At 64.8% G+C, this 20,013-nt stretch carries 20 protein-coding genes; 9 read left to right on the forward strand and 11 right to left on the reverse strand.

Going from position 1 to position 20,013, the window contains the following annotated elements:
• Window positions 1–179: 179 nt before the first annotated feature.
• Entirely contained in the window at window positions 180–926 is a 747-nt protein-coding gene (locus tag I6F20_RS05210; protein ID WP_036012628.1) for a TetR/AcrR family transcriptional regulator, read from the reverse strand.
• A gap of 135 nt (window positions 927–1,061) precedes the next feature.
• Window positions 1,062–2,246, reverse strand: a complete 1,185-nt coding sequence (locus tag I6F20_RS05215; RefSeq protein ID WP_225125303.1) for a patatin-like phospholipase family protein — start codon at window positions 2,244–2,246, stop codon at window positions 1,062–1,064.
• Window positions 2,247–2,462: 216 nt separating this feature from the next.
• On the opposite strand from I6F20_RS05215, the gene tgt reads away from it, so the two are divergent.
• Window positions 2,463–3,608 (forward strand): tRNA guanosine(34) transglycosylase Tgt, encoded by a 1,146-nt coding sequence (gene tgt / locus I6F20_RS05220; protein WP_036028145.1) that lies wholly within the window; start codon window positions 2,463–2,465, stop codon window positions 3,606–3,608.
• A gap of 15 nt (window positions 3,609–3,623) precedes the next feature.
• Here the strand turns inward: tgt and I6F20_RS05225 are convergent, their stop codons facing one another.
• Window positions 3,624–3,842 carry a hypothetical protein gene (locus I6F20_RS05225; RefSeq protein ID WP_036028144.1) on the reverse strand — a complete coding sequence of 73 codons (219 nt, stop codon included), beginning with the start codon at window positions 3,840–3,842 and terminating at the stop codon, window positions 3,624–3,626.
• A gap of 222 nt (window positions 3,843–4,064) precedes the next feature.
• On the opposite strand from I6F20_RS05225, the gene cysK reads away from it, so the two are divergent.
• Window positions 4,065–5,042, forward strand: a complete 978-nt coding sequence (gene cysK, locus I6F20_RS05230; RefSeq protein WP_036012610.1) for a cysteine synthase A — start codon at window positions 4,065–4,067, stop codon at window positions 5,040–5,042.
• Window positions 5,043–5,045: 3 nt separating this feature from the next.
• The gene (locus I6F20_RS05235; RefSeq protein WP_036012607.1) at window positions 5,046–5,285 is read left to right on the forward strand and encodes a BrnA antitoxin family protein; all 240 of its coding nucleotides are present in this window, start codon (window positions 5,046–5,048) and stop codon (window positions 5,283–5,285) included.
• 191 nt (window positions 5,286–5,476) lie between these two features.
• Here the strand turns inward: I6F20_RS05235 and I6F20_RS05240 are convergent, their stop codons facing one another.
• Together I6F20_RS05240 and I6F20_RS05245 are read right to left on the reverse strand one after the other, a co-directional pair.
• Window positions 5,477–6,910, reverse strand: coding sequence for a caspase family protein (locus I6F20_RS05240; RefSeq protein ID WP_057029251.1), 1,434 nt, complete (start codon window positions 6,908–6,910; stop codon window positions 5,477–5,479).
• A gap of 201 nt (window positions 6,911–7,111) precedes the next feature.
• A complete protein-coding gene (locus I6F20_RS05245; RefSeq protein WP_036012600.1) occupies window positions 7,112–7,987 on the reverse strand; it encodes a DMT family transporter in 876 nt (291 codons plus the stop codon).
• Between the two features lie 153 nt (window positions 7,988–8,140).
• Between I6F20_RS05245 and I6F20_RS05250 the strand changes: the two genes are divergently transcribed.
• Entirely contained in the window at window positions 8,141–8,539 is a 399-nt protein-coding gene (locus tag I6F20_RS05250; RefSeq protein WP_036039759.1) for a RidA family protein, read from the forward strand.
• A gap of 50 nt (window positions 8,540–8,589) precedes the next feature.
• Here the strand turns inward: I6F20_RS05250 and I6F20_RS05255 are convergent, their stop codons facing one another.
• The 3 genes from I6F20_RS05255 to I6F20_RS05265 all read right to left on the reverse strand — a co-directional run bounded on the left by I6F20_RS05255 (window position 8,590) and on the right by I6F20_RS05265 (window position 10,258).
• The gene (locus I6F20_RS05255) at window positions 8,590–9,135 is read right to left on the reverse strand and encodes a hypothetical protein (protein ID WP_036012583.1); all 546 of its coding nucleotides are present in this window, start codon (window positions 9,133–9,135) and stop codon (window positions 8,590–8,592) included.
• Window positions 9,080–9,430: a hypothetical protein gene (locus I6F20_RS05260; protein ID WP_036012597.1), complete on the reverse strand. Its 351-nt coding sequence runs from the start codon at window positions 9,428–9,430 to the stop codon at window positions 9,080–9,082. The genes I6F20_RS05255 and I6F20_RS05260 overlap by 56 nt, the downstream gene beginning before the upstream one ends.
• Window positions 9,431–9,670: 240 nt before the next feature.
• Complete coding sequence (locus I6F20_RS05265; protein ID WP_036012580.1) at window positions 9,671–10,258, reverse strand: formyltransferase family protein; 588 nt, start codon at window positions 10,256–10,258, stop codon at window positions 9,671–9,673.
• A 637-nt stretch (window positions 10,259–10,895) separates the two neighbouring features.
• On the opposite strand from I6F20_RS05265, the gene I6F20_RS05270 reads away from it, so the two are divergent.
• A complete protein-coding gene (locus tag I6F20_RS05270; RefSeq protein ID WP_036012594.1) occupies window positions 10,896–11,111 on the forward strand; it encodes a hypothetical protein in 216 nt (71 codons plus the stop codon).
• A 596-nt stretch (window positions 11,112–11,707) separates the two neighbouring features.
• Here I6F20_RS05270 and I6F20_RS05275 read toward each other — a convergent pair.
• A complete protein-coding gene (locus I6F20_RS05275; RefSeq protein WP_036012577.1) occupies window positions 11,708–12,010 on the reverse strand; it encodes a hypothetical protein in 303 nt (100 codons plus the stop codon).
• A 102-nt stretch (window positions 12,011–12,112) separates the two neighbouring features.
• Entirely contained in the window at window positions 12,113–12,340 is a 228-nt protein-coding gene (locus tag I6F20_RS05280; RefSeq protein ID WP_036012574.1) for a hypothetical protein, read from the reverse strand.
• A 227-nt stretch (window positions 12,341–12,567) separates the two neighbouring features.
• On the opposite strand from I6F20_RS05280, the gene I6F20_RS05285 reads away from it, so the two are divergent.
• Window positions 12,568–13,647 carry an AI-2E family transporter gene (locus I6F20_RS05285; protein WP_370107652.1) on the forward strand — a complete coding sequence of 360 codons (1,080 nt, stop codon included), beginning with the start codon at window positions 12,568–12,570 and terminating at the stop codon, window positions 13,645–13,647.
• A gap of 134 nt (window positions 13,648–13,781) precedes the next feature.
• Window positions 13,782–14,174, forward strand: coding sequence for an NUDIX hydrolase (locus tag I6F20_RS05290; protein WP_157286040.1), 393 nt, complete (start codon window positions 13,782–13,784; stop codon window positions 14,172–14,174).
• 4 nt (window positions 14,175–14,178) lie between these two features.
• On the opposite strand, the gene I6F20_RS05295 is transcribed toward I6F20_RS05290, so the two are convergent.
• Entirely contained in the window at window positions 14,179–14,463 is a 285-nt protein-coding gene (locus I6F20_RS05295; RefSeq protein ID WP_036028134.1) for a hypothetical protein, read from the reverse strand.
• 500 nt (window positions 14,464–14,963) lie between these two features.
• On the opposite strand from I6F20_RS05295, the gene I6F20_RS05300 reads away from it, so the two are divergent.
• Window positions 14,964–18,062, forward strand: coding sequence for a DEAD/DEAH box helicase (locus I6F20_RS05300; RefSeq protein WP_225125346.1), 3,099 nt, complete (start codon window positions 14,964–14,966; stop codon window positions 18,060–18,062).
• Window positions 18,063–19,335: 1,273 nt separating this feature from the next.
• The gene (locus tag I6F20_RS05305; RefSeq protein ID WP_057029247.1) at window positions 19,336–20,007 is read left to right on the forward strand and encodes a hypothetical protein; all 672 of its coding nucleotides are present in this window, start codon (window positions 19,336–19,338) and stop codon (window positions 20,005–20,007) included.
• The last annotated feature ends 6 nt before the right edge of the window (window positions 20,008–20,013 follow it).

Here is a 20,013-nt window from a genome sequence, read left to right on the forward strand (position 1 = left end):
CCGCGGAGCGCCGCGGCAGGCTGTACCCGCCGCGGCGATCGAAGCGGGTCCGGACCTCTTTGGGGCTGGTGAAAAAGCGGCCCGAACCGACTGTAATGAAACCATACGGTATCGTTTTATTTCGGTCAATGACGCCGCATCGTCGCCCCCTGGGGAAAGCACGCAAGCTCACGGAATTGTCAGCGCGAGGAGCGGCGCCGTGGCGCGAGTTTCGAGGTGTCCTGGACGCGGTCGGCAGGTCCCAGCGCGCCGGCCAGGAACAGCTTGATCGCCGCGCGCATGCGCTTCTCGGCAGCCTTCAGCTCCAGCGCCGTTCCGAACGTCGCCATACGATGGGTGTGGCCGACGACGACGTCGAGGAACACCTCGGCTGCGATGGTGGTGTCGTCGACATCGAGCGCGCCTTGCGCCACCAGATGGTCGAAGAAGCGCGCCGTGGTGGCGACGGCCTTCAGCCAGCCTTCCTCCTTGCCGAGCTTGGCGACGTCGGGGAAGTTGATGGCCTGTGCCGTCATCATGCGGCTAAAGGCGACGGCATCCGGGCCGCAGGTGAAGGTCAGCATCTCGCGTCCGATCTCGACCAGCCGCTGCTCGACCGGGATGTTCGAGGCGCTTGAGAGCTGCGTCTCCGCCGCCGCCGACAGCGGCGCAAGCCAGCGCTCGATCTCGCGCCTCAGCACGGCCGCGAACAGACCGCGCTTGTCGCCATAGCGGGAATAGACGGTGGGCTTGCTGACCCGCGCAGCTTCCGCGACCGCATCGAGAGAAGTCGCATCGAAGCCGCGATCAAGGAACAGGCGGGTGGCGACCTCGATCAGCCGCAGATCGCGCTCGATCGCAGCGGTCTTCGTCGGCCGGCCACCACGCGATTTCGGCACCTCGCGCCGTGGCGCTGCCGGTCTTGTCCTGGTCGCAGTCAATCCCATGCCCAATGATTCCTGCGCGGTCGTGATATCGGTCATTCGCTCTATATCGCGCAGGAGCGGAGGCGTCATCGCGAATCTGGCCGAATTGGCCATATCGTCAACGGTTTCGGTATTGCCTCGTTCCGTCACGAGGGATCACGGCAGCGTCGAGGTCCAGGCCTGGCCGGATGCAGCCTTCTCGTATCCGTACTGGTAGAGCGCCCGCATATAGGTTGTGTCGAACCCTTCCGACGGCGGCGCGGGATAGCCGCGCGCGATGTAGGAGAGATGGAAGCCCAGCCGGTTGCGCTTAGCGAAATCGTAGGTCGAGAAGATGATCGAGCGCGTCTGCGATTGGGTGATCGCCGACAGGCTGCGCGAGGCGACGTCGATGGTGCCGTTGGAGACGAGCTCGAAGTTGCGTTCGATCTTCTTGTTGACGAGGATGTAGATGTCCACCTTCGCATTGCCGGGCAGACGGCCACTCTGGAACAGCAGAGCTTCGGGCAAGGTCAGCACCGGCGCGGTCACGCCGCCGTCGACATGCATCTCCTGAAACTTGCGGCCCCCGCCTTCGGCATCGATCATGATGGGCGGAAACACCAGGGGAATGCTGGCGGAGGCCGCCATCACGTCGCGAAACAGCTTGAGTGCCTCGGGCGTTCCGACCGCGGCAATCTTGCCCATGTCCCAGATCGCGGTGCGTTGCGTGTCGAGGTCGGTCGTCACCACGAGCAGCCTGCGGCCCTTGGCGTGCTCGCGCGCGACTTGCGCCATGATCTCGGGCCCGACATAGCGTGCAACGAGCTCGCGCAGCCGCGTGTTGCCGAACAGGCCGGATCCGAACAGCACGCGCATGATGCTGGGATCGTTCAGGAGGCTCTCCGCGATGCCGCTGGTGTAGACCTCCTTCAGCGTGTCGTCATATTGCGGTCCGAGAAACGCGAACGGCGCGATCAGGCCGCCGGTGCTGACGCCCGAGACGACCGAGAAGGTGGGGCGGGTTCGGGCCGCGGTCCAGCCGTTGAGCACGCCGACGCCATAGGCGCCGTCAGCGCCGCCGCCGGACAGCGCCAGATAGGTTCTCGTCGCAGTGCTGTTGTCTTTATCGAAGCTGAACTTGGTGACCGGCTCGTCGGCGTAACGCCGGAGGCCGTCGATATCCAGCACGCGCGAGGCGCTGGCTTCAGCGGCTGTGTAGGGCGTGCGGGGCAGGGCGGTGCAGGCGCCGAGCGCCAGGCTGCAGATCAGGACCACCGATCCGATCAGGCCGACGCCAGTCTGCCTGATCCGGTCACGCGAGGAGACGGATGCGTCGGTCGAACACGGAGGGTACGGCATTGTCGGTGGCTGGCGATCACGCATCTACCGCCGCCGGCAAGTTCGCCGCGGCATCTCGTCCAGCCCTGCGCACAAAACTATACTGTATCGTTTCGTTTGACAAGGGCGCGGGCACACTCATCCTTGTGTGGGTCGGTGTCCCAGTCTGATGCACAAACCGGCCCGAGCGCGGTCGGCGGGTTGATCAGCCTGCTCCGACACGCAATAAGCACCGCCATGAATCCCGACAATGACCTTCCCAATCACTTTGAGTTGCTCGCCACCGACGGGGCCGCGCGTACCGGGCGCCTGACCACCCCGCATGGCGTGGTGCGGACCCCTGCCTTCATGCCGGTCGGCACCGCCGGTGCCATGAAGGGCATGCACTGGCGCGAGGTGCGCGATGCCGGCGCCGACATCGTGCTCGGCAACACCTACCATCTGATGCTGCGTCCAAGCGCCGAGCGGATCGCGGCGCTCGGCGGCCTGCAGACGTTCACAGGCTGGAACGGACCGATGTTGACCGATTCCGGCGGCTTCCAGGTGATGTCGCTGGCGGATTTGCGCAAGGTCAGCGAGCACGCCGTCACGTTCCGCTCGCACATCGACGGCGCCAAGGTCGAGCTGTCGCCGGAGCGGTCGATCGAGGTGCAGCGTTTGCTCGGCTCCGACATCGCCATGCAGATGGATGAATGCGTACGATTGCCTGCCGAGCGCGCCGACATCGAGCGCGCGATGCAATTGTCGCTGCGCTGGGCGGAGAGAAGCAAGCGCGCCTTCGCGAGCGCCCCGGATGGCTACATGCTGTTCGGCATCGTGCAGGGCGGCGACGTGCCCGAGCTGCGCCATGCGAGCGCGCAAGGCCTGGTCGGGATCGGCTTCCATGGCTATGCGATCGGCGGGCTCGCCGTCGGCGAACCGCAGGCGGTCATGCTGGCGATGATCGACGAGACCGCGCCGCTGCTGCCGAAGCAGCGGCCACGCTATCTGATGGGCGTCGGCACGCCCGACGACATCCTCGAGGCGGTGAAGCGCGGCATCGACATGTTCGACTGCGTGATGCCGACCCGCAACGGCCGGCACGGCGTCGCCTTCACGCGCTACGGCCAGGTCAATTTGCGCAACGCGCGCCATGCCGACGATCCACGCCCGCTCGATGAAGAGAGCTCATGGCCGTCGACGCGGAACTGCGCGCGCGCCTATCTGCATCATCTCGTCAAGGCCGGCGAGACGCTGGGCGCGATGCTGCTGTCCGAGATCAATGTCGCGTACTACCAGTCCCTGATGCAGGGCATCAGGGACGCGATCGCGCAAGGAAATTTCGAGGAGTTCTATCAGCGTACGCGCGCGGACTGGGCGAGGGGCGATATCGCCCCGCGCTAGCTCAACAGTCCAAACTCAGTTGCACACGAGCCGCCGCTTCACGGCATGCTTGGTCACGAAGCCGTAGCCGCAATTGTCGCAAGTCCAGAGGTAGCTGATGATGTGGTCCGAGACGTAGGCAGATGCTTCAGCGGCGACCATGGAGTCGGCGCAGACGGGACAGGTCGGCAACTCGCTGCAACGCGGATCACGCCTTAGCGCTACGGTCGACATCACTTCAGCAACCGCTGACATCGTGGTGACCTCCCTGCTTTGAGACCTAAGTCTAACATAAGCAGAATCAGTTGACGAGGTCGCAACACAAATACGTTGGTTTTCTGCTAATTAAAGCTCACGCGATTTTGCGATGCAGCGTATTTAACATGTGCTGCATAGCCGCTTGCGTGTCGCCGCAAGCTGTCCGTAACTGCGCAGGGCCGCGACAGACGTGCAGATCGTCGCCACAGGGAGTTCATCATGGACGTATCGTCCAACACGGGTGCAGCGCACCAACCCGGCCGTGGCCGGATCTATGACTCGATCGTCGATGCCTTCGGCAACACGCCCATCGTGCGCTTGCGCCGGCTGCCCGGCATGCACGACGTGAACGCGACCATTTTGGCAAAACTAGAATATTTCAATCCTGCCGCGAGCGTGAAGGACCGCATCGGCGCGGCCATGATCATCGCGATGGAGAAGGCGGGCATCGTCAAGCCGGACACCGTGCTGATCGAGCCGACCTCCGGCAATACCGGCATTGCGCTCGCCTTCGTCGCGGCCTCCCGCGGCTACCGGCTCAAGCTGGTGATGCCGGAATCGATGTCGATCGAGCGACGCAAGATGCTGGCCTTTCTCGGCGCGGAGCTGGTGCTGACGCCGGCGGCGCAGGGCATGAAGGGCGCCATCGCGGCCGCCGAGGAGCTCTTGAAGACGACGCCGAATTCGGTGATGCCGCAGCAGTTCAAGAACCTCGCCAATCCGGAGGTGCACCGCCGCACCACCGCGGAGGAGATCTGGAACGACACCGGCGGCAGCATCGACTTCTTCGTGGCCGGCGTCGGCACCGGCGGCACGATCACCGGCGTCGGCCAGGTACTCAAGCCGCGCAAGCCGGGCTTGCGTGTGGTCGCGGTCGAGCCGGAGGAGAGCCCGGTGCTCTCGGGGGGACAGCATACTCCGCACAAGATCCAAGGCATTGGTGCCGGCTTCGTCCCTGACATCCTCGACCGCTCCGTGATCGATGAGATCGTGAAGATCAACTCGACCACGGCGATCGAGACCTCGCGCGCGCTGGCGCGGCATGAGGGCATTCCGGGCGGCATCTCGTCGGGCGCCGCGATCGCCGCCGCACTCGAGATCGGCAAGCGGCCGGAAGCTTCCGGAAAGACCATCCTGGCGATCGTGCCGTCCTTCTCCGAGCGGTATCTTTCGACGGCTCTGTTTGAGGGAATCTAGGACATGGCGGATCAACCGAGACGGCCGCGCACGCTGGGCGATGCCAGGACCGAGGCCGAGGCGGCGTTCAAGAAGGTGACGGCCAAGGTCGCCACGGCGCCGCCCAAGCAAAACGCCGTGCCCGGCATCAAGGAGCAGGTCACGCTGCGCATCGACCAGGACGTGCTGGAGTTCTTCCAGGAGGGCGGTCCTGGCTGGCAGGATCGCATCAACGAGGCGCTGCGCAAGGTGGCAGGGAAGTAGACTTCGCGGATGGGCTGTAGCTCCTCATCCTGAGGAGCTTGCGAAGCAAGCGTCTCGAAGGATGAAGGCCCCGCTGGTCGAGGCGCGCCTTCATAGTTCGAGACGGCGCTTCGCGCCTCCTCACCATGAGGATCACAAACGAAAAAGCCCGGCGCGAGCCGGGCTTCTGTCGTCTGGGATCCGTCTCGCTCTCAGCGGCGGAACATGCCGCCCATCATGCCGCCGACGACGCCACCGACGAAGGCCGCACCGGCAGCATCGCCGGGATTGCTGCGTGGCTGGGGAGCCGGTGCCGGCGCGCTGCTCTGAGCCGGGGCGGTGGCGGCGCGCCGAGCCGGCTTCTGGCTGCCGTCGCTCGCCGTTGCCGGGGCAGCCACGATTTCCGAGAGCAGGGCCTTGTGCTGGTTCTTGTTGAGATAACCCGACGAGGGATAGCCGCGCGCAGTCTGCCAGCGCTTGAGCACGGACCGCGTTTCGTCGTTGAAGACGCCGGTCTGGTTGGTGTCGAAGCCGAGCGCCGTGAGTCGACGCTGCACGTCGCGACGCTTGTTCTTGTCGAGACCGATTTGGTCCTCGGTCACTTGGGTAGCCTCATCCGTGAAGGTGGCGGGATCGACGCCGGCATTGAGCGTGCGGGTCGCGGTCGAGGGGCCGCTCTTGATCGCCGCTAGCCGCGCCAGCGCCAGCGCCTTGAACTGGCCGTTCGGGTAAGCGGTGAGGTAGGCATTGAGCTCCTCGGCCTTGTTGGACTCCTTAACGGAGCGCCAGTATTCGAGCTCGACACCGTCCGAGCTTCCGGTCGCCGCCGGCACAATGCCGGTCGCGGTCGGGGCCGCAGCGGCGACCTGGGTGGTCGGCGCCTGATTGAGATAGACGGAGCCGGTCAGGTTGGTGTGGCCCCAGGGCAGCTGGCCCTTGCGGGTCTCTTCATTGACCTGAGCGCGCACCGACGTCATGGCCTGCTGGATCTCGACGCCGGGCTTGGTGATGTTGTCAATCAACGCCCGCGTGAACGGGCTGTTGTTGCCTTCCTGGCCGTCGAGTGCGGTCTGGCCCGGGCCGGTGGCGAACGCGATCAGCGTGCCTTCGCCGGACTTCATCTCGGCGAGGCCGCTCTGGACGTTGACGCTGCGGGTCGCCGAATTCGACTTGATCTTCGCGGCGAACGGATTGTCCCGGCAGGCGTCGAGGAAGACGAGCTTGACCTTGGCATCGCCCATGGTCTGCTCGAGCGTCAGGTCGATGTTGATGGCGGCGCCCAGCTTGACGTCCATCTCCGACTTGATGTCGGCATCGACGGGCAGCAGGTAATTGGTGCCGCTGACGGCGATGCCGTGGCCGGCATAATAGAACAGCGCGATATCGGAGCCTTGCGCCTTGCGGCCGAAATCAAGCAGCTTCTCGGTCATCTGGTCGCGGCTGAGATTGGAGCCTTCGATCACCTCGAAGCCGACATTGCGCAGCGTGGCCGCCATCGCCTTGGCGTCGATCGGCGGGTTCGGCAATTGCGCGACGTTCTTGTAGGAGCCGTTGCCGACGACGAAGGCGACGCGGCGGTCAGCCTTGGCGGCACTGATCGACAGCGCCATGCACATCAGCGAAGCGAGGAGGGTGAGATAGCGCATTCTGAAATCCCCAGAATCGAATTGCAGGCAGCAACAAATCGGCCACGAACCTACACGAAGTGCCCGACTTCGCGCCACCAAAACGGCAGTCCGTTGCGTTCAACCCGCTGCTGTGTGGCCGAATGTGCACGATGGAGTGTCGCTCCAACGTGATCCAAATCACACGGCCACTTGGTTTTGTCGCGCGAGACGGCGCGAGGTTCACCTGGCCCGGGCGGGAACCGACGAAGCGGGCTTCAAATTGAGTAAATTGCCGAACAGGATCAGCGCGGCGCCGAGCACGGTCCAGGCGTCGAGCCGCTCGGAATACAACAGCCAACCGGCAGTTGCAGTCAGTGGAACCCGCAGGAAGTCCATCGGAACCACGACCGTCGCGTCAGCGTAGCGCATCGCACTGGCCAGGCAATAATGTGAGAACGTGCCGCAGACGGCGATCACGCCGACCCAGCCCCAGACATAGAGCGACGGCCACGTCCAGACCAACAGCGTCGGAATGAAGCCCGCAACCGACTGCACCACCAGCATCCAGAACAGGATCGAGAGCGCACTCTCGGTGCGGGTCAGCGATTTGACCAGCGCCATCGCGACGCCAAATCCCATGGCGGCGCCCAGCGCAATGAGCTGCCCCGGATTGATCTCCCCGGTCGAGGGGCGGACAATGACGATAACGCCGACGAGGCCGAGCACGATGGCGGCGATCTTCCATGGCGTCATCCGCTCGGACAGGAAGCTCGCCGCGAGGACGGCCGTCCAGATCGGCATGGTGAACTCGATTGCCACCACCTGGCCGATCGGGATCAGTGTCAGTGCGAAGAACCAGCCGAGTTGGGCAACATAGTGCACCAAATTGCGGCCGACATGCTGCGGCAGGCGCGATGTCTTGAGCACCTTCCAGCCGCCGGCGCGGTAGATAATCGGTGAGAGCAAGACGAAGCCGGCGAGCGACCTCATTTCCATGATCTGAAAAACATTCAGCTCGCGCGTGGTCTCGCGCCCGGCCACCGCCATGATCAGCATCAGCGACAGCCAGCCGGCCATCCACAGTGCAGCCATCATTTTCGACGGTGTGGTGCTCATCTGCGGCGGATACGGAAAGGGATGGACCAAGGAGGGGCGGCCGGTATCGGCGACATTGCCGCCGTTTGCAACGGCCAAATCTGCGGATGCAGCGATGCTGGGCGGCATGCTAAGGCATCAGCGAACAACGACAAAGATCGGGAGACATTGCCCATGCGCATCTTGCAGCCGGCCGAGTGGAAAAAACCGCGCGGCTTTTCCCACGGCGTCGTGACCGAGGGGCCGGGCCGATGGGTGGTACTCGCCGGCCAAACCGGGGGCGACGAGGCCGGCAGTTACGATCCCGACATGGCAGCCCAGGTCGCGACGGCGCTGAAGCGGATCGTCAAGCTGCTGGGCGAGGCCGGTGCCGGCCCCGAGCACATCGTCCGCCTGACCTGGTACCTGACCAGCCGCGCCGAGTACGAAGCGGCAGGTGCCGGCATTGGCGCGGCCTGGAAGGAAACGCTCGGCCGCAATTTTCCGCCCTCGACGCTGCTCTATATCGGAGGCCTCGTGGACGAGCGTGCCAAGGTCGAGATCGAGGTCACGGCGTTCGTGCCCGGCCCATAAAAAATCGATCCGGCGCGGGCGCCGGATCGATTGTCGCGTGAGCTAGCGTCTTATTTCGACATCGAGATGTGCGCGCCGCGGAACTGACTGTCCGCGCGCATCGTGACGTTCTGCTTGTTGCCGGACGTCTTGAGAGAGATGTTGGCGTTGAAGCCCGCGGTGGAGGCCACCAGCTCGTAGCTTCCGCCGCTGCCGCGGCCCTGGAGCGAACCGGAGATGTTGCGGCTGGTCTCGGACCAACTGCCTGCAATGGCGCCGCCTTCGGCCTTCACGTTGGCGCCGAGGTTGAATTTGTAGGCATCGCTGGCGCAGGTCAGCGACATCTCCATGGTCGGTCCGATCGGAGCGTATTTGGCCCGGCAGCGGATCCGCTCGGTCGAGCCGTCATCCAGCGTGACCGTGCCACCGCCGCTCCAGCTGCCCGCCAGTGGGGCGAACGGACCCGACTGGGCACTGCTTTCGGTCGCGGCGATCCCAGCCCCAAACAAAACGGCGGCCGCGATCAGCAGCCGCCGGTTCCGGGCGCGAGCCTCAATTGGTTTATTGGCGCGATGCTTCCCACCGCCCGCTGCACGGTATGCCTGCAGATGCTCCATTCCACTTCCCCGATCCGGCGTTGCCGCTGAGTTGACCGTTGGCATATGCACCATTGATCGAAACTTTCACAAGTCCCCCGCTGCCGATGGTGCCGGAAACGTTAGCGCCGGGCGCGGTGATCTTGCCGCCGGCAACCGTCAGCATCGAGCTTGCGGTCGGCTCGCACGAACCGCTCTTGGTCACGATGGTGACTTGCCAATTGCCGTCATAGGGATTCTGGGCGAAGGCGGGGGCGGCGAGGGTGCCAGCGAGAACTGGGGCGGCACAGAACACCGCAATGCGACCAAAACGCATGAATTCGTCCTTGAATGTGTCTGAGTTGTTGACGCTTATTCGGACGAAATGTGACGGAAATTTGTTGCGATGCCAAAGCGAAAATTGTTCCTTTGGGAACAATGGTTTATTTGCGCTTTTGGCTCCAATTTCCGAAGCAGAATCAAGGGCGCCGCACGTTAAGGGTAAACGTCAGGACGACTCGGAAAGAGCTTGCTCCAGGAGACTTCGGCTCCGAGGGCAGGCTCAGAGGGTCTTGGCTCAGGAGAGGCTCGGCGCGGAGGTCGCGAACTGCTCGTCCTGGACTTTGGCGGGTAGCGCCTTGTGGACCTTGGCGTAATCGATCACGTCGGCCAGCAGCTTGAGCCCGAGCGGCGCCAGCGCGCGCTCCCAAAGCTCTCGTGCGGTCTCGCCCTTCTTGACGAAGCACCAGTCCTGGGCGGCGATCGCGCCGGCATCCATGCGGTCGGCGAGATGGTAGATCGTGCCGCCAGCGATGGGGTCGCCTTCCTTGATGGTCCATTCCACCGCGGCCTTGCCGCGGTGGCGCGGCAGCAGCGAGGGATGATAGCCGATCCCGCCGAGCCTGGCGGCGGCGAGCGCATCCTTGCCGATCCTGGCATGGCTGTGCGCGGTGATGATCAGATCGGTGTCCGGGGCGATCTCGGAGGCCACCACCAGCTTGGGATTGGCTTGCACCTGCACCTCGATGCCCGCCGCCTTGGCCGCCGCGGCGAGGCGGTCGTCGGCGTCCGCCACCACGACCCGGACGACCGAGACGCTGTGCTCCCGGAGCATGTTCAGGGTGGTCACGCCAAAATGGCGGGAGCCGACGAGGGTAATTCGCATGGGTGTCCGATCCGTCTCGCAACTGCGTCATCCCCCGATAACACGTCCGCATGCCCTGTCACCACCCGCGCAGCGTTTGCGTGGGTTATCAACAATGCGCCGGGTGCCGCTTGCGCGAACGCCGGGATTGCGCCGTCGAGCCGTCCGGCGCCTTCCAAGCGGGCATGACATCGGCTTGGGAGCGAAGGCAATGCGCAGCGTCGGGTTTTTCGCTGTCGCGACACTGCTGGCGGCCACTTCGGCCCAAGCTGGCGGGCCTTCCCGGCGGTCCCGACCGGCGTTGCGCCATCAGGTGGCGCCGATCTCGGACGCCTACCGTTGCCTGGGGCCCTGCGTCGTCGATGAGAGCCTGTAGCGGTTCCTGTGTTTCGTTTTTAACAGAGATGCCTCGGATTGGCTGATAAGGGTGCGCCAACCGGGGCTGGCGACATTTTCAACCCGCATCCGTTTTCGACCCCGGCTTTTGGCCGCCGGCGGCCTTTCATGCCCACGACTGACGAAATCATCGAACGGTAACACGATCTCAACCAGCTTGGCGTATCGACGAATCCGTCGCGGATTTGTATTGCGTACCGCGACACCGAAATCGTCCGCCGGCGTGGGCGCGCCGCCGGGCCTTTTCGCCGGGACAGATCTCATGCCGAACGCGATCGAGCAGATCGTCGACGCCTATGTGCGTCTGAAGAACCGCCGTGGACTGGACGAGCTGATGATGCACAGGCAGCGGCTCGCGGTCGATCTGAAGAGCCGGTCCGGCTATGATTTCAGCCTGCCGATCGGTCAGATCGACGAGGAGATCGCGATCATCGAGGCGGGGCTCAGCCGGCTCAAGTCGGATAAGTCCACGATCTAGACGTCGGCATCGTGCGCGATGCCTGGCGTTGACGCATTGTCGCAGTCCGAGCCCGGTTCATGCGGGGTTCAGGCCAGCCATGCGTCAATTGCCATGTCGTTTCGTGGGACGCGAATCCTGATAGGCTTGTCCCGTGTTTTGAAGGAATCGTCATGATCGAACTTGCGCTGGCCGGCCTGCTTGCGCTTGCAACCGTGCCTGCGGCGCCGACAGCGCCCATGGTGGAGCAGGTTCAGTTCAGGGGCGGTCCGGGCGGGCAATGTCCACACGGCTACGATTACAACCACTCGAACGGCCGCTGCTATCCCAACGACCGTCACTCGCCGGGTGTCTACACCGGGGGCCGCGGCTCGGGCTATGGGCGCCGTGGTGGCCTGTGCCCGCACGGTTACGACTATAATTACTCGACAGGCGAGTGCTACCCGAATCGTACGCACGCGCCCGGCGCTTACGGTCGCCCTCAATATTACGGACGACGCGGCGGGCTCTGTCCGGACGGCTATGATTACAATTACTCGCAGGAACAGTGCTACCCGCACGGGGCACGTGCGCCGGGCATGTATGGGCGGTAGTCATCGCCGTGCTGAGGCGGGCGCTCAGTCGCGCCGGCCGCCGTCGATCACCGTGAACAGCGGCCGCGCCGGGGTGGGTTCGACCAGCAGCTCCTCCACCAGTGCGGTTGCGGCATCGACATATTTTCGGGTCGGCTTGTCGAGAGAGCGCTTGGCCTCGTCGTCGAGCGCGACTTTTGCGGCCTCGACCAGCTTGCGCATGCGCGCGGCATGGTCGTCGCCCGCGGTCAATGTCGCGCGCGCCAGCGAGCGCAGCACGAACAGCTCGCCCTCGAGGCGAAGCAGACGGTCGTTGAGCCTGGTCAGGACGGCGTTGAGGTCGGCCATGGCGTTCGAAGCGGAGGATCCGTCCTGATCTAGCCGCGATCGGTGAACGGAGTGCAAACGGCGCCGGCGCAATTCGGCGGATCCGGCGTCACCGCAGGCGGCTTACCATTCGACGCCGGCCCAGCGCCGCCCGAACACCGGTGGCCTCGTCTTCACGGCCTGCCAGCCGAAGAAGTGGTGCTTGCCGGACCAGGCATGCACGATGCCGCTGCAGATGCCGCATTTGAAGTTGCCGCTGTGAGCCTCGCTGTGCTCCTCTCTGGTCGCGGTGTAGTTCATGCCGCAACCGGTGCAGGTGAATTCTTCGATCGTCCAGATGCTGTTGGCCATGACCCAGAATGCGTTTCGGTGACTACGAAGAAAGGTAGTCACCAGCATTTGCAGGGGCGTAAACCGGCGCGGGGAAATCCGGTTAACCCGCGTTAGCCAAGCCGGGTTGGGGGCGGGCGATGTGGTATCCGGCAGCCGGTCGTCTTGACGCCAGATACGTTGCTGGCAATAACGGCTGAGCCCGCAAGCGCGGAAGTTGCGTTCATGCCGCAAGGAAAGCTGTGCCCGTGAAAAGCCTCCGTCAGTTGCTGACGGGCGAGGACGTCATCCAGCTCGTGATCCGCCTCGGCCTGCTCGCCCTGCTGATCATCTGGACCTTCCTGATCATCCGCCCATTCGTGCCAATCCTGGCCTGGAGCGGCGTGCTGGCGGTCGCGTTCTATCCGGCATTCAGCTGGGTCGCCAAGATCCTGGGCGGCCGACCCAAAACCGCAGCAATAATCCTGACCCTGATCACGCTGGGTATCGTCATCGGCCCGGCGACCTGGCTCGGCATCAGCGCGGTGGACGGCGTGCGTGAGCTGGCGCACCAGCTCGGCACCGGCGACCTCGTGCTCCAATCGGCTCCGGAGCAGCTTAAGTCCTGGCCGCTGGTCGGCCCCTGGCTCTACGAGCTCTGGGATCAGGCCTACAACAACGTTCGGACGGCGGTGCGCGAGGTGGCGCCGTATCTTCAGCCGCTGGCCGGCCCGCTGCTCTCGCTCGCGGGCGACGCCGGCCTTGGCACGCTCCAGTTTCTCGTCTCCGTGTTCGTGGCCGGCTTCCTGTTTCCGCATGGGCCGCGCCTGGTCGCGGCCGGCCGCAACTTCCTGTTTCGCATCGTGCCGGAGCAAAGCGAGCATTTCCTCTCGCTCGCCGGTGCGACCATCCGCGCCGTGGCGCAGGGCGTCATTGGCGTGGCGATCGTCCAGGCGCTGCTCGCCGGAATCGGCTTCAAGCTCGCCTCGGTGCCGAGCGCGGGCCTTCTTGCCTTCATCGTGCTGCTGCTCTCGATCGTGCAGATCGGTGCTTTCCTGGTGCTGCTGCCAGTGATCATCTGGATCTGGACCGCTAAGGACGTCACCACCGCGCTGCTGCTCACCGTGTTCTTCGTCCTGGTCGGCTTCATCGACACCATGCTGAAGCCGCTGGTCATGGGCCGTGGCCTGACCACCCCGACCATCGTGATCTTCGTCGGCGTGATCGGCGGTACGCTGGCCCACGGCATCGTCGGACTGTTCATCGGACCGATCATCCTGTCGGTGGCCTGGGAAATGATGATGGCCTGGATCAGGACCGAGGACCGGGCGGAGACGGGGAAGGGGTGATCTCGCGCCCGCCAGCGCGGTGTCAGCCGCCCATGCCGGTTAGCTCGTGGCTTGTGATCAAGGCGCGTCGCTAACTTGTCTGTTTGACTAGACAAGTTACCATTGGGTCGATTCTGTTTTCGACAACGGCAGCAATGGCAAAGTCTTCCAAGCTGGTTGCCGCCAGGCGCGGCAAGGTATTGTTGGTCAGACGCCGGTCGGACGGCCTGTGGATGTTTCCGGGCGGCCGCAAGCGTGCGCGCGAGTCGGAGAAGGACTGCCTGCGGCGGGAGATCAAGGAGGAATTGCCCAAGCTGAAGCTCGGCAGGATCAGCCTCTGGAAGGAAGTGAAGGCGAGGAACAAGCGCTCCGGCCGCAAGATGAGCGACGCGATCTTCATCGCCAAGTCCGCCAAGGGCAGGCTGGCGATCGGCGACAAGAAGGAGATCGACCGCGCCGCCTGGCACAAGCCCCGCGGCATCCGCCTGACGGCGACCTCGCGCTACATCCGCGACCGCCTGTTTCCGCGCAAGCGGCGGCGAAGCTGAGCCGCTAGTCCTCCCGCGCCGCCGATCGCGTCCTGCCAGCAAACCTCCTCGATTGCGCCACCTCCGGCTCGGGTGCGGCGAGCTTCGCGGCCTGGAGCTCCCGCATCTCCTTGCGGGCCTGGCGCGCACTGCGCATCGCCCGCTTGATGAAGGGATGCTGCGAGTCCTCGGCGAAGAACAGCACGACTTCGCAGCTCGGACATTGCCTGGAATAGCCGTCCTGCAACCGGCCGGCGCGATCGCGAAACACGTTCTTGCACCGCGTGCACTGAACCTGGACCGAACTCATGCGCGGATGACAATCACTTTGAAATGGATCGTCAGCTGATCCGAAATGTCTGAAGAAAGCTTGAATGCCGGCCTGGCCCGATGCCGCCAGACATCGCCGAGCCAACTAGGCGTGTGAACCAGTTCACAAGCGCGCGGCGAAACCGCTGCTATGAAGACGTCATTGCTTAACCGATTCATTTCGAACGAAACGCCCCAGCGTTGCTCCAAGCGCTGGGGCTTTTTCGTGCCTCCATTCTCACAGCCAAGAGCAGATCGAAAGGGATCGCGCCGCCGCCTCGAACGTTACCGAGGAGGGGTGCGTTCGCAGGGCAAATCCCATATGCATGGCGCCGAGCTGCCGATTCGAGGGGCAAGGCGGCTCGCATTCAGTTTGCGGCGGTTCAAAAGCAGAAACGGGTCCAAGTGAGGCTTTCCACGAAGGCAAGGGTGGCCAAGAAGCCGCCGAAGAAGAGCAAAGGATCGCAGCGCGCCACGATCTCGTCTTCGTCGCCTCTCGGCATGATGGCCCTTCATCTGCTTGGACAATGGAAGCAGTCCGGACGCAGCGGCATCGTGTTTCTCGCCGAGAGCGAGAACAGGGCGGAGCGGCTCGGCAGCGTCATTCACGCGCTCGACCCCGCCTGCGAGGTGCTGGTGTTTCCGCGCTTGAATACCTTGCCGTTCGATCAACTGGAGCCCTCGCACGAGCTCGCGGGGCGCAGAGCCTCCGTGCTGAGGCGCCTTGCGAAGTCCAAGAAGCCGGTGTTTCTGGTATCGACGGCTGAAGCGGTGATGGAGCGGATGCCGCCGCCGGCCAGCCTGTCGCGCCTGAGCCTGAGCTTGAAGGTGGGCGGCACGTTCTCCGAGCAGGAGCTGGAGTCCCGCCTGCAATCCCTCGGTTACGATCTTGACGATGAGCCGGATTATCCGGGCGGGGCGCTGTTCCACGGCCAGACCTTCGAGATATTCCCGGCGGGCGCGCTGGGGCCGTTCCGGATCGAGCATTCGCAGCACACGATCAAACGGATCGTGGCCTTCGACCCGCATGAGCACAGGATCATCTTCGAGACCAGGGAGCTGCTCGTCGATCCCATGTCGGAGCGGCTCGGCCTTGCCGGCAAAGGCGGTAAGCGCGCCAGCCTGTTCGATTATTGCGTGGGCGCCAGATGGATCGCCGATGCCGGCGTGCCGTCGCATGCCGACGGATGGCTCGATACGATCGAGGAGGCCGCGCCCCGCAGCGAGCGGGAGCGCGAATATCTCGGGCGCAGCGATTGGAAGCGGCTCTCCAAGGGCATCAAGGTGCTGCCGCGGACGGCACCGTTCCAGGCCATCCCGGAATTTTCGAAGCTGACATCCTCCCGGAAGGCGTTGCGTGGCTTCGTCGAGGAGACGCGCCGGGCCGGGTCGCGGCTGATCCTCGTTGCCGCGCACGAGGACGATCTGCGCGTGATGGAGCGGATGAGCGGCGTCAAGGCGGAGCGCTGCGAAGACTGGGAGGAGGCGGCCCGCGGGCGGGGCGGTGAGATGGCGCTGCTCGCCGATCTCGATGCCGGTTTCGTCGTGCCGGCGAAGAAGCCTCTGGTCGTGGTGACGGCGTCCGACGTGCTCGGCAGCCGCGCGCATCATCCGCAGCCGATGGCGCGCGCCTGGAGCGCGGCCTTCGACCATGCCGATGCGCCGGAGCAGGGCACGGTGGTCGTTCATCTCCAGCGCGGCCTTGCCGTGCTCGACGGCCTGCAGACCGTCAACACCGGCGGGGGCGCGATGCGCGAGATGATCCGCCTGAAGTTCGCCGGCGACAATGCGGTGCTGGTGCCGCCGCCCGATCTCGCCTTGATGTGGCCTTACGCCGCCGAGCTCGGCAGGCTTTCGCTCGATAAGGCGGACGGCAGCACGTGGTGGGCGCGCCGCAGCGAGGCCGAGCGCGAGATCCAGATCGCCGGCAAGGCGCTCGCCAAGCACATCAGCCAGCGCCGGCGGCGGCGCGGCGAAAAGCTGGTGCCGCCGGGATCGGCCTACGAGAAGTTCGTCGCGCGTTTTCCTTACTTCACGACGATCGACCAGGCCCAGGCGATCCGGGACGTGCTGGATGATCTCGCATCCGGCCATCCGATGGATCGGGTGATCTGCGGCGATGTCGGCTTCGGCAAGACCGAGGTCGCGCTGCGCGCCGCAGCCGCGGTGGTGCTGTCAGGCAAGCAGGTGGCGGTCGCGGTGCCGACGACGGTGCTGGCCCGCCAGCACGTCGCGACGTTCCAGAAGCGATTTGCCCCGTTCGGCATCGAGGTCGGCAACCTCTCGCGCGCGACCTCCGGCGCGGCGCTGCGGGAGACCAGGGAGGGCCTGCGCAGCGGCCGGACCAAGGTCGTGATCGGCACGCAGGCGCTCACCGGCAAGGACGTCAGGTTCGACGATCTCGGCCTCGTCATCGTCGACGAGGAGCAGCATTTTGGCGCGGCGGAAAAGGCAAAGCTCGCAGGGCTCGCCAAGAACGTCCACGTGCTGATGATGAGCGCGACGCCGATCCCGCGCACGCTGGCCGCCGGCCTCGCCGGCTTCCGCGATCTCAGCGTGATCGCCTCGCCCCCGGTGCACCGGCTTCCGGTCGCGACCCGGATCGCGCCGCTGTCGGATGCGGCGATCGCCTCGGCGCTGCTGCGCGAGCAGCGCCGCCACGGCCAAAGCTTCCTGATCTGCCCGCGCATCCAGGATCTCGATCCCATGCTGGCGCGGGTGCGGGCCGTGGCGCCCGACCTGCGCATCGTCTGCCTGCACGGCAGGCTGGCCGCGGACGAAATCGACGACCGCATGATGAGCTTCGTCGAAGGCCATGCCGACGTCCTGCTCGCGACCAACATCGTCGAGAGCGGTCTCGACATTCCCCGCGCCAACACCATCGTGGTGTGCTGGCCGGAAAAATTCGGCCTCGCTCAACTGCACCAGCTGCGCGGACGCGTCGGCCGCGGCGGCATCCGCGCCTTCGCGCATCTGCTCACCGAGACGGAGTCCGGACAATCCGAGAAGCGCCTCGCCGTGCTCGAGGAGTTCAGCCGGCCGGGCGCGGGCTTTGCCATCAGCGAGCGCGACCTGGATCTGCGCGGCGCGGGCGATTTGTTCTCGGAACAGCAATCCGGCCACGTCCAGGTGTTCGGGCCGGTGCTCTACAGCCACCTGCTGAAAATGGCCTCGGAGAAGAGCGACGAGCAGCTGTGGGTGCCCGACCTCAACCTGCCGGTCGGGGACATGCTGCCCGAGAGCTATGTGCAGTCCGAGCCGGTGCGGCTCGAGCTCTATGCCCGCGCCGCACGATGCAACGACGAGGACGATCTCGACGACCTCGAGGAGGAAACCTCCCGCCGCTTCGGACCCTTGCCAAAGCTCGCGCGCGACTTCTTCGCCGCGGCCAAGCTCAGGATCGAATGCAAGCGACGCGGCATCATCCGCCTCGACGTCGGGCCTGAAGCTGCGGCAGCGACGTTCCTGCCCGGACGCCTGCGCAAGTCGCGAGGCAAGTCACTGCAACGCGACGGCGACCGCGTCGTCTATCACAGCCCGATGCGCGATGCGCCGTTCGAGCGGGTGGAGGAGCTGTTCGAGCTCCTGGACGAGGGGTAGGGGCTTGCGCGTTCGTCAGCGCTCGCAACTGCGAATTCGTAGCGGAAACCCTGCTCCACCATTATAGTTAATTTGGGCGTGGCGAAGGAGATCGTCCGATGTCACATGCCATTCGTCCAGTGATTGCCACGATTGTCGCAGGCTCATGTCTGTTGGCCCTGGTGCAAGCGGGCGGCGCAAATGCCGGCTCCGCCGGAGCGGGCATGGGAACGGGGCAGGGTAGCGCTGGCGGCTCGGCGCCTTCTGGAATGGGGACGAGTGCGGGCAATGCAGGTCCCTCAGCACCCCCAGGGATGGGGACGAAGGACATCGCGCCCGGCGGAGATCTGGGCACCAACAGCGAAGCGACCAATTCGAACGTCCAGCCCGCCACGCCTGCGAGGTCGCGGGCGGCAGCTCAGGCCGCGAGAAATGCCGGGGCTGGTCGCGCTCAAAATGGCCTGCCGATCGGCGCAATTGGCAGCGGCACGAGCAATGAAGATCAAAAGGCCGCTGGTTCGGCGTTCTCCCAAAGCAGATTCCGACCGGCAACACAGGCTCAAGGAAACGCCAGTGTTGGTTCAAATAGTCTGTCAGGGAGAGGCTCGAGCCTTTCGGACCAGATCAGTCGGCCGCGAGCCGCACGAGCTGGAGACAAGGTGCTGGATGCCAAGGCCCGGGTCGAGCGACGAACGACTGTGTCGCCCAAACGCGTTACGAGCCCGATAGGATCAGGTTTGTAATCTGCGAGCGACGGGGGAACAGGTCGACTCGGTGCATCGCGCTCTACCAAAGCACATGTGGCGCTCGCGGTTTGAGCGGACGCACGAGCTGTTCGAGCTGCTGGACGAGGGGTAAATCGGAAAGTGCGAAAACAACCCCATGCACAGTAGCTATGTGCTTGTGCGATAAGGCGTTCTGCATTCGGCGCGTCCATCGCGGCCGAGGTGGCCCAAGCAAGCGTGGTCCACGACCCGGATCAGGCCTATAGTGCCGAGTCCGTGCCGGAGGCGCCGTCACTTGGCCGTTGATTTGTCGGGCAAAACAGTGGCATTATGCCAACTTCGGAAAATCCGTTGCTGGCATGGCTGTTGCCGAATGCACGGCGAGGAGCTTGCACCGGATCCGTAATCGGCCGGGGTTGCCGGGCCGTCCGCCGGCCGCGCCGCTAACGCGGAATTAATCCAGAAAGCCGACAATTTTAGGCAGTTGTGTATGGGTGCTGCGTAAGCGGATCGTCGCGAGGCGTTCCAGGGGCGGCTTCCTGTTGCTCGCTCCATGGGGGTCAGTGCAAATGACCACGTCCTTCGAAACGCCAAGCTTCGCCGAAGAGCTCGACGCCGTCGCCCTTGCAGACGCTGCAGGCGCGCAGGAACCCGCAGGCCCGGAAGCTGAAACGCCGCCAATCACGCCCCGCCGCAAGACGATCCTGCCGCTGGCGGTGTGTGCCCTCGCCATCAACGGCGCGGCGGCCATCTATACGTCGCCCTCCGGCATGCCGTCACTGAATGTTGCCAGCCTGGCTGAACTGCTGCCGCGACAGGAAGCGTCGGCGCCGAAACCGGATCCGGTCGTCACCGCCCTGAAGGAGATCCAGTCGGCCCAGCAGCAGCACACGGCTTCGCTGCAGGAGAACAACCAAACCCTGCAGCAGAATGCAGCCTTGCTGCAGCAGGATTCACTCTTGCTGCTGTCGCTGCGGCAGAGCATCACGGACGAGCGGGTCGACGTGAAGAAGATCTCCTCGCAGCTCACCACGCTGATCGCCAAGGTCGACTCGCTGCAGAACGTGATGATGTCGGACGTGACATCGTCCGTTCGCAGAGCGAATGCGCGCTACGGACTGTCCGCCGCGATGCGCAAGCGGCTGGTGCGTGAGCCCAAGCCCCTGGGGCCTCTAGGGCCGGTGTCGATCGGAGGGGCTCCGCTGACCGCGCCGGCTGCGGTGGCGGCGCCGGAGAGCTGAGGACGC

Origin of the sequence: Bradyrhizobium sp. IC3123 (genome assembly GCF_020193625.1) — a bacterium.
GTDB classification, from domain to species: Bacteria; Pseudomonadota; Alphaproteobacteria; order Rhizobiales; family Xanthobacteraceae; genus Bradyrhizobium; species Bradyrhizobium yuanmingense.